Source organism: Parendozoicomonas sp. Alg238-R29 (genome assembly GCF_947331445.1).
In the GTDB taxonomy this organism is placed as follows: Bacteria; Pseudomonadota; Gammaproteobacteria; order Pseudomonadales; family Endozoicomonadaceae; genus Sansalvadorimonas.
The window spans coordinates 1-10,132 of record NZ_CAMZOG010000117.1; the positions used below are offsets into that span (position 1 = coordinate 1).

At 44.0% G+C, this 10,132-nt stretch carries 6 protein-coding genes; 2 read left to right on the forward strand and 4 right to left on the reverse strand.

The window, feature by feature from the left end:
* Positions 1 to 254: 254 nt before the first annotated feature.
* The 4 genes from QMA35_RS19790 to QMA35_RS19805 form a co-directional block, all read right to left on the reverse strand.
* A complete protein-coding gene (locus QMA35_RS19790) occupies positions 255 to 452 on the reverse strand; it encodes a hypothetical protein (protein WP_281648876.1) in 198 nt (65 codons plus the stop codon).
* Positions 453 to 862: 410 nt separating this feature from the next.
* The gene (locus tag QMA35_RS19795; RefSeq protein ID WP_281648877.1) at positions 863 to 1,579 is read right to left on the reverse strand and encodes a class I SAM-dependent methyltransferase; all 717 of its coding nucleotides are present in this window, start codon (positions 1,577 to 1,579) and stop codon (positions 863 to 865) included.
* A 389-nt stretch (positions 1,580 to 1,968) separates the two neighbouring features.
* On the reverse strand, positions 1,969 to 2,664 hold the full coding sequence (locus tag QMA35_RS19800; RefSeq protein WP_281648878.1) for a Fic family protein: 696 nt from the start codon (positions 2,662 to 2,664) through the stop codon (positions 1,969 to 1,971).
* A 155-nt stretch (positions 2,665 to 2,819) separates the two neighbouring features.
* The gene (locus QMA35_RS19805) at positions 2,820 to 3,434 is read right to left on the reverse strand and encodes a GNAT family N-acetyltransferase (protein ID WP_281648879.1); all 615 of its coding nucleotides are present in this window, start codon (positions 3,432 to 3,434) and stop codon (positions 2,820 to 2,822) included.
* Positions 3,435 to 3,834: 400 nt separating this feature from the next.
* Here QMA35_RS19805 and QMA35_RS19810 point away from each other — a divergent pair, with 400 nt between their 5' ends.
* Together QMA35_RS19810 and QMA35_RS19815 are read left to right on the forward strand one after the other, a co-directional pair.
* Complete coding sequence (locus tag QMA35_RS19810; RefSeq protein ID WP_281648880.1) at positions 3,835 to 9,237, forward strand: hypothetical protein; 5,403 nt, start codon at positions 3,835 to 3,837, stop codon at positions 9,235 to 9,237.
* Positions 9,238 to 9,927: 690 nt separating this feature from the next.
* On the forward strand, positions 9,928 to 10,132 hold a 205-nt coding region (locus QMA35_RS19815), incomplete at its 3' end, for a hypothetical protein (protein WP_281648881.1).

Genomic DNA, 10,132 nt, shown 5'->3' on the forward strand with positions numbered 1-10,132 from the left:
CGACGGAAATCACCTTGTGACAGCCTCAGCCGATCACACCGCCATAATCTATATATTGAAAAGTGAGGAATAGAATGATGTTTCTTGAATGCATAACGAACCTGTAGAACAACCAAAAATCAAACCGCACAGCTCGCGCGTCAGTGTTTGCAATCAGTCTCCACAAGCTTTGTATTCGTTTGCCCGAAAGGTGGCTCTGCCACAGCCAAAGGCTTGCTGTAAATCCGTTTGCCAGCCGGTGTTAACACAAGTTCCTAACGGACTCTTTCCAACAGTTTGAAATGTCCGATTTTATCTTTCATCATCTGCAACATACACTGGTGAATATAACCGCAGAACTGAAACGCCGGTTCACCGCCAATCATCGCTTTACGAGGGTCGTAGGGCAGACGACCGGTATCATCATTGTTGTAATGGTCATGAAAAATCGAAGTGTCGATTTCATGATCCACCAGGTCATTCAGCGTGTGCTTAAAAGAACCGGGAACAAGCTGTTAACACCAGTTCCTAACGGCTGCTCAGCCAGGTTAACCGGCAAAAGCAAACTCTGACTGGTGTTAACATAACCGACGAACCATTCGATCGATGTCGCGTTGAAGCGTGCCAATGGTTCCATAATTCTGGACGGTATCTTCTCGCTGCTCACCAATATAGGCGACAGCAATTGAAGACTTGTGAGTGTCCAAACCGACAAAAAGGGGGCTGTCTTTGTTCATGGCTGGTCTCCGATCACCAACTTAGGATTGCCTTTTGGGCAAAGCCTGTGCGGCTCTGGCTTTAAGCTAGCCCGCGTTTTATTCGGAGGCCAGCTTTTTATGGCTCAGTTTATGGCTCAGTCGGAGTCATAGTGTCTAGGCGCTTGTTATTTTTTTGCTGTCACTGCCAAGAATACAGGGTGATCTATTAACTCAGACCACTCATCATCGTTAAGTAATGATGACTTATAGTGACTTGGTTTATGCCATACTACTTTTTTGAAACCTGATTTATAAAGCGATTTTTCATAATTCTCAAGGCTCCAGTTATAATTCTTTATACTCTCATTTTGGCCTCGAAATATTATTTCATACTCCTCGCCTTCTGATGGCTGAGTTTTAAAGTTCGTATAAAAATCGCAACAGCTAACTGAACCAGAAGGTTCTTTTCCCAGCATACAGACTATACCTAGCATGCTTCCACCATCAATCAGGCTTAAATAAATTGTCTTGCTCATCTCTGCTAGAGCATCGATTGATGAAGCATAATTTAGAAAATAAGAGTGAAAAACAAAATCAAACTTTAAAGGACTTCGGAAACTTTCACCATTAGCAATAAGATATTCTATAGGCATGTCTTCAGGAGTCTTTTTGATTGCATGTTCAATCATTTTTTTTGAATAATCTATGCCAACAACTTTCTCTGCACCGAGTTCACAGAATAATCGACTGTAGCTTCCTGTTCCACAGGCAATATCTAATACTTTCTTCCTGCGTACATCACCTACAAGTTCATAAATCGTATGCCTTTCCATGTGAACACGGAATGGGTGAACCTCTTTCTCGGAAGCATAAGCGTCAACAAACTCTTTTGTTTTATACATTTCAGTAACTTCTTACACAAAAGTCACTTAATTGTAGTAGGAGTTGAAGGCTGCTGCGCCTAACGAACCTGTAGAAAAACCAAAAATCAAACCGCAAAGCTCGCGCCTCAGTGTTTGCAATCAGTTCCCACTGTCATCACAAGCTTCGTATTCGTTTGCCCGAAGGTGGCTCTGCCACAGCCAAGCGCTTGCTGTAAATCTGTTTGCCAGCCGGACTGTCGATTTTATCTTTCATCATCTGCAACATACATTGGTGAACATAACCGCAGAACTGAAACGCCGGTTCACCGCCAATCATCGCTTTACGAGGGTCGTAGGGCAGACGACCGGTATCATCATTGTTGTAATGGTCATGAAATGTCCCACACGATGCACTTGTTAGCCGCGTATTACTTGAAGTTCTCTATGATTTTAGGGTTGACACATTCGCGAAGAAATTTATTCATTGAACTCATGTCGCCGGAATTGTAGAACTCAAGCATGAGCTGATTAAATTCTTTCTGTTTTTTGGCTGGAACATTAATGATTGGAAAGCCGGCATCAAGGAGAATTCCATTCATCATGAATCTTCCCATGCGTTTATTCACATCCCAAAAGGGTTGTGCTCTTGCCATTCTGAGGAATGCTGTTATTGCTCGATCATAGATGTCACTGCAAGAACTCACTTCTTGCACAATATTAGACCATGCATTCTCAAGCTCTTTGGGAGAAGGTGGCTCATAGTCGGAGCCGCTAATCGTAACATTTCCAGTACGAAAAGCACCCCATTCTAGAGCCTCTTCCTTGCCTGCAATTTTATAAATTTCTAAGGCAACTTCTTTCGTGAAAGAAAAACTATTATCAGAGATCAGAGAAAACAAATGTCTCCAGGCCTCCGCTTGGTTCAGAGCCATGTTTTGATCGCTAACCTTATGGCCACCTACAGTTATCCCATCCAGAAGTGTTTGAACCTCTGGTAAAGTCATCGCCACACCCTCAAGGTTTACAGCATCATAAACGAGGGATGGAACATCACGAACGGCAAGCTGCTTGGCCATTGCAGAATTAGGGCTCATTCCCCAAACTGTGTCATTTGCCGTTGTCATTTTGGTATCTCAAAAAAAATATGGAAATTCCTCATATTGTATCTGCATGGTCTTGTCACGTCATGCTCTGGACTGGATGTGTGGATAGCGGCTAACGAAGGCAGTCTGCTGAAATTTTTTATTATGTGGATTTTAGTTGCCCCAAGCTTAGGATACTAAATGTGGCTGGTTTCTTCGGTTTGCAAAAGTTTGAATTTTGATAGAACGGGACTGGAATTCTTTTCCGTATCAAGAAATTCCGGGTGGATATACTCTAGTTCAGAATTTTTATTTTCAATCATTCCAATTTTTTGCATATAAAATCTTTTTGCAGAGCCTTCTGGTTTTAACTTTAGTGTTTTCACATTTTGCTTGGTTGCGATATCAATAGCACAACACATAAGAAATTGACCAGCACCGCGACCTTTATATTTTTCTAATGTTGCAAGCGCTCTAATGTTTATCGACGTTCTTGAGTTTTGTAGTGATATAAAAGAAATGAGTTCCGATGATTCAGCGGCTAACAACTCGATAATCACCGAGTTACAAGTTCTATCTGATATTTTTTTTCCCGCTAGATTCTCAAACTCTTCCACCAATTCTTCTACGGGATCTATGGGGCATAGCTCGTTGAGAGATGAAAAATATATAGGCATGTATGACAAATCAGAACAGCCTCTTACTACATAAATCTTAAAGCCCATAAACGCTGCAGTTTCTTTTAAAGAGGGGGAAACGCTGATTTTTTCTTTATTTCCGATGCTTACTGAGTCTATCAATCCATGAATCATGCGCTACTCCTCTTGCGTTATTCACGGTTGGACATCTAGAAAGCTCGTTAGTTCCGTTGACTGATTATCTCATCGCCAAAGCAGGATTTTGGATCTGTTTTTTCAGCGGAAGCCAAATAGCATTTCCGAGAGCCTCTATGGCTGCGTTGCAGCATTTTGAAAGGCAACAAGCATTCCGGCAACGCTGAATTCGATGCCTAGTTGAGACCCCCCCCTAGAGCCAGCATTTGAAATGTTTCTTCCAGGATAAGCGGTTTTTGAAGTTTTCTCAGTAGATTCTGGATAGCGGTTCAAAGCCTTCACCCTTAATTCAAACGGAACTTTCTACAAGCAGTGGAGTCTTAGAATATCGAGATACCTTCATCCGGAATGAATAATTACGATAACAGGCAGTCATCGCATGATTCAAGGTTCGACACACAACGGACACGCTCAGTTCCCCCAGCCAGTGGACTCAACAGGAAGCTCGCAGACAGTTCAACAAACGCATCCGCAACCTTCTGTGGCTTCCATTGCTCCTGCGGAAAGGCCTGATTCCCGGACGGAAACCGCCAGAAAATTATCCAGTTATAGCATCAGACGTGCGAGCGACAAACCTGCAAAAGCACCTTTCAATCTGGATAAATCAGCTCACTTTCTGAGTTCAGCATCCTGGTCGAGCGACTCCCTTGAACCCCCTGAAACGGATGATGCTGTCCTGCAAAAGGTTTTGCCGTTAATTAAAAAGTGCGTTGAAAAGGGCAATTATGACCAAGCCGCCACTTTTGCTAAAAAACAACTGCTGTTGACTGAAGGCAAAGAAGACACGCTCACAGAGGTAATCAAGTACCTCAACGCAGTAATAACTCGTGCAGATACAAGGACATTTCTATCCCAATTGAATCAGGGGAAACGGGATTGTCTGGACCGCCTGCCGTCAGACAATCATGAAGAGTTCATCCACTGGCATCTGGAAATCGCTAAAGCGGCATCCACTCCCTCTTTGCCGGTAGTCCAGTCCAGAGAGCTGGAACTGCTTTGCCTGAGAAGAGCTGCCGATGCTGGCAGTCCGAAAGCTAGATTAGAGTTGTCCACCCAATTGCTTCTGTCGGAAAAAGATAAGGCTTCTACCTTTCAGTTTGATGAGGCACTCAAATGGATACGTACCTTATCCTGTGAAGAAATTGGGCAGCTGAAGCCACCAATAGATGGCCAGGCTGTCGTGGAGAAGATAATACAGTATCTAAGCGCCCCTACTGAGCAAGGCAGGGCGGATCTTGCATCATTTCTGATGGATGATAAAGATCCAAATGTCAGGCAACTGGCTCCAATGGTTTATCTTAAGGAGGCCTTTGGTGATATTGATACCGGGAAAGCCAGCCCTATCCTTAAATCTCTTGAAGATGATGACACTATAAAAAAATCTACAACTGGTCATTCCTCTCGTTTTCTCTTTGACCTCTGGACTGCTGAGCATTGTTTGGTAAATGAGTATAATAATAAAGCAGAAAGGATATTGAATAAACTTTGCGAAAATGATTTTGCCTATGCGCAGCAAAGGCTGGCTGAGTTATATCGGGTTTCAGGTTCACTGGGAAAACGTAAAAAGTTGCTAACCTCTTTGCTCGAACCAGAGCAAAAGCCTTGGGTCAAATTCTGTCCTGACCTGGCTTATGCACTCTATCTATGCGCAGCGGGTCCCCGATGGAATGAGGATCGAACTCAACTCATGTCCATCTGTCTGTCCCATTGTCACTCTGATGCCCGGGCAAGTAAGCTTTACTCTCTTTGCGCAACCCATGAGGATTGGGGTTTTACACGTTACTGGGAGAACATTTGGACGCCCAAGGCCACCCCTTTCCCAGAAGAAATGCTTGCAAGGCTGGAAAGCTGGCAATATTCCTGTGATCCACAAACACTGGTTTTCACCCATCTGGTGCAGTTTGTCAATAATGGTTCTGCCGACGAAACCTTAATTGAGCGTGCAATGTTGTCTGATAGAATGGCAACATTATACCGTCTGGCCTCACTTGATCATTGTACTGGAAGCTTGTCTGTCGAGGCCGTATTCGATGAAATCTTGAAGGCAGAGAACCCGAAAAGCCGCCTGCTAAAACGCTGGTATAGCGATCCGGCTTTCTATTCCTTCTGGCTTAAATTGAAGGGCCATTACGGATACTCTTCCATGCCGGAAACAGCCCTTAAGCTGGCACTGGACATCGTTCCGAGCGATGAAAGCAACGACGATATTCATGAGCGGATGGGCCGCTTATATCTAAAACTGGGCGATGAAGACAACTACAGGAAATTCATCAGAAAGTACAAAGCCAGCTTAACAGGCAAGCTACTTGCCAAACCTGCTCGCTTAGAAGATGAGGGCGAGACTCTTCGGAATCATAAGGTGCTGCTCAGAGAACCACCACTTCATTATTGTGAACTGAGCAGGATGAGAGTCGTTGCTCACCACCCTCGGGATACGGCAATTAAAGGGCAGACACTGCTGAGGATTTCTAAATCTCTTGAGAATGAGCAGAACCCCGCAGCTCTTAGAGCTTGGTTGGATCAAACGCAAGGTTTCATACATTATTCCAGCCGTTGGATTGATCTCCAGACCTTCAATGTACTAACAGGAACAATGGATAGGATCATTGCCAGAACCCAGTCTTTAACCCAAAAACATTTAGCGTGTACGCAGGCGGTTTTAGAAAAACACCTGGCTAATCTGGACGAACAACCGATAACCCTGACTGAAGAAGAGACCGAGCTGGAGCGAAGAGCGATTCAATGCTTCTGGCACCCACCTCAAACCAATAACCTGCTCCATTTAAAGCTTCCCGAAAACGGACATTTCTGTGCGACTGAGCAGCATGTTCTGGAAAGATCACTGGAAAACAAGTTGTCTGCAAAAGAGGCTTTGGGCATTGCTGAGCAATGTCTTCAATATGATGGTTCTGACCCTTTGGCCGTAACACTCAGAATCATGCCTCACACATCTTCTGTTCCTCAACAGCACAAGAAACAAGCCAAACGACTATTGACTCAGCTCCTTGAAAAAATAATACAGCAACAGAAAAAGTTTGAAAATCTCGATCATGAGCTCAAAGGTCAGCAATTAAAGAGTGTGTGTTGCTACATTGAACAACATGGAAGTGAAGACACATCTATACTGGCTGAAAATCTGGAAGAGTCCCTGATTGAAGAAATAGAGTGGGCTCCGCATTTACTGGCTAAAGCCATGAGTACGGGATTGCATTACAAAGACAGAACTTTTTTTCAAAGGTTGCATAACTCTTGTCAGAAAGAAGTGGAAGCCCACATCAAATACCTTGTCGAGACTTTAAAATATGATCCCGCCACTGCAGCCGACTGGTTCAGGTCCCTAAAGGCACAGAGACTAAACCCGATTGCTCCAAATCAGTTTGATCAGACCATCGAGCGCTGCGCAAAATTTGACAAGCCTCTTGCCCGACTGGTCATGTATTATCTTAGCGGGGTTTTCTGCAAAGACTATATTCTCTCACAGGCTACAAACAAGTCCCTGGAAGACAAAGATAAAATCAAGCTGCTGTCTCTTGCTATTGAACTTGGGAAGCTTTCAAAAGAAGATGCCAAGCCCTTGGAGAATTGCTTTTCTCCCAATAGCCTGGAAAGAGTCAAACTAAGAGTGTGTGTGGCAACCAATAAAAGCGAATTGCCATCAGAAGACGAATGTCGTCTGGTTCATGATAACTCCAATCCTGATCTTTATGAGCTGCTAGCTTCAAGATTGGTCGAGTTCAGGGATTTTTCATCTGCCTATAACGTTTTACTCAAGAAAAGCTGTTATAGCAGTGCATCAGGCCCTTATCAGTTAGCCATGCTGGCCTGGCATCGTCAGACTCCGGAAAGTACAAAAACAAAAACAAAAACAAAAACAAAAACAAAAACAAAAACAAAAACAAAAACAGAAAAAGATATTGTTGCCAGATTACTCCAAAGCGCAGAACGCTTTCACATTGAAGCTCAGTGTCGTTTACTTGATTGGTGTCTGCTCAATCCGGATTCAGATTCTGCTGTAAAGTCACAATGTTATCGATACCTTATCGCCCCGTTTCACGGCCATACGCCAGAGCGAGAGCTGTACCAGGGGATTGCTCAATATACCGGTACAGGTTTTCGAAAGAACGTAAAAGCGGGTTGGGGAAAAATAAAAAAAGCCCTTTCCGAGGGGGGCTTTCTACCGGCAGTGCGTTTGATTCTTCTGATTGAAAAAAAGTGTTTGCCTCAGTCTCAGTCTCAGTCTTTATACAGGAGGTTGAATCCCGCTCACTATCTGGCTAAACAATCAACATGTATTCCTGACGTTCTTGCTATGAGCCTGTCCACAGCGGATATTGATAAGCTAATAAGACATTTGCAATATTCTATTGTTGCTGACGATTCAGAAGCTGCAGCAATGAAACAAACTATTTCCAAGCTGTTAGAAGCAAAGGAGAGATGGGAAGGAACCACGCCAAAAATCCTTGCCATCACACCAGGAACCCTTCCCATAACAACAGAAGAGAATGATCAAACAGATCTTGACCGGGAAAGAGAAGAGCAGGCAGTGATTAAAGCTTTGACGTTATCGGTTTGTAAGCCCGATTCCGGTGCTCACCCTGACCTTAGCGAAGAAGCCTGCATCAAACTGATTCATCAAATCCCCATGGACACTAAAGAAGATTGTGAACGTATTATGGAGTTGTTCTCTTCTATTCGTTCACCCTCTGAACACCAGAAAATTCTGGAAAAGGCTCTCAGTGACTTGAAGTTTGACTATTTCTTAACACCCGAAACCCAATTACCTGAGTACCGTAAAAAATTGCTTGTCCATATGCTCCCTGAGAGTCTCGAGATGGACAGCCGATTTCATGTTGCCATGGCGAAGCTTGCAGACGTTCTGCTCTTTAGTCCTGGGCCGTTATCCCAAAAAGAATCGGACTTCATCGAAAAATACGGATTTAACGCCCTCTCTCGAGCTGTAGACGTCACCTCGATATTGCAACATACGGAACTGTTCCTCTCGGCCATCAACAAACGCAGAGCCAAGCCTGAACAATTGTTGGAAATAGTCTCCGGGGCTATTTCGGATAAAGAAAGGCAAGCTTGCCTTGCTATTTGCCACCGGATTGTACAAGAGTTTCCCTCGATTCTGATGTCGAGTTTTTTCCTTCATCCGGGACTCACCGAAGAAAATCGACTGAGTATGTTCAAAGCACTTCCCAGCGAGCAGCGAAGACGTTTGGGCACACCTGAGGTGCTGGAAACCATCGGTAAACAGGCACTGGTTGAAATTGAAATGGAGGGGGATCGATTATCAAGGGATCACGCTCTGAGTAATGGCCGACAATTGCTCGCTGATCAAAAGGCATTCCATTTCGAAGAGATACTGAAAATCTATCATTCTCTACATCACTACGAAGACTGGCAGTTGGCTATGCCTGTTAGAAGAAAATTGAATGTTGAGGCTGAAAAAATTCTCTCGAAACCATGGCAGGCATGGTCAGGAAATTCCGCCCGATGGCTAGCGGCTGCAACACTACCCCGTAAGCAGGTGCTGGATGAAATCGAGAAGTCCTACTCAAAATCTGAAGCCTTGGTCAAGGTTCGACGGCTCAGAAGTATGTCTTTTAACGAGAATTTCGAAGAGTTGCTGAAAGTTTATCTTGCTCTGCACCACCGTGGAGATAGGGAATGGACTGTGCTTATGAAAGTCATAATTGCTAAGGCCAAAGCTATTCTCTCAAAATCTCAGGGCGATCAACCTCGATGGTTAGCGTTTGCAGCACTGACTGTGTTGCATTAACCGCTATAAACCTGCGACTCACTTGAAAATATGGGTGGTAAGTACTCGATCATATGGAATCGAATATTTCTGGCTGCTTGTGCTTGTGCTTGTGCTTGTGCTTGTGCTTGTGCTTGTGCTGGGCGATACCCTAAAGGGCACAAAGGCGCAATTGGTATAAATCAGCAACTCGATACAAATGCTTCCCATGAGGTTGAACCGGAAAAAGGTAGTCAATCAGATAAGGAACCTGATGAGCCTGGATGATTGGCTTCACCACCCACAGATTAGCGGCGTGTCTGGCAAACTGTGATCGAGCGGGCACTACCACGCTGTCGCAAAAGTGTTGGGAATAGCTTTTGATACAAATCGTCGATCAGACAAAAGACTCTGGTGAAATTTTTTGCACAAAAATATTAGACGGTGATCATGCTCTCTGAAAAACTCACACATCGGATAGAGTTAGAACCGTTAACGACATCCGGCCTGATTGAGAAAATTGTCGGTCCACTGTTCGACCAACCGTCAATGGCAACATATTTGTTAGCCATACTGTTGTCCTGGAATAAACCTTTTCCCCATTAATCAATCCAATAGAGAAGTTAATATTTACAAATTTGAAAGGATTGGAGTCCGTGACAGGATAATGAAAAGTCACGTCACTTCCTCCATAGATCATATCTAAAATCAGGTCATAAAAGGAGTAAAACCATGGATAGAGCAGGACCTTCGCTCGCTCAAGCTAAAAACACGGCTGATTTTATAAGGCAGCAAGGCGTTTCTTGCGTTGTTTGTTTGTTAGGCAACAGAACAGTAAAAATAGAAGACCATACGTGTGTCCGTTTAAGTTGCCCCTGTGACCTATGTACGGGACAAAACCTGAAGCATCGTCAGGAATCCGATCTGGTCGTTTTTT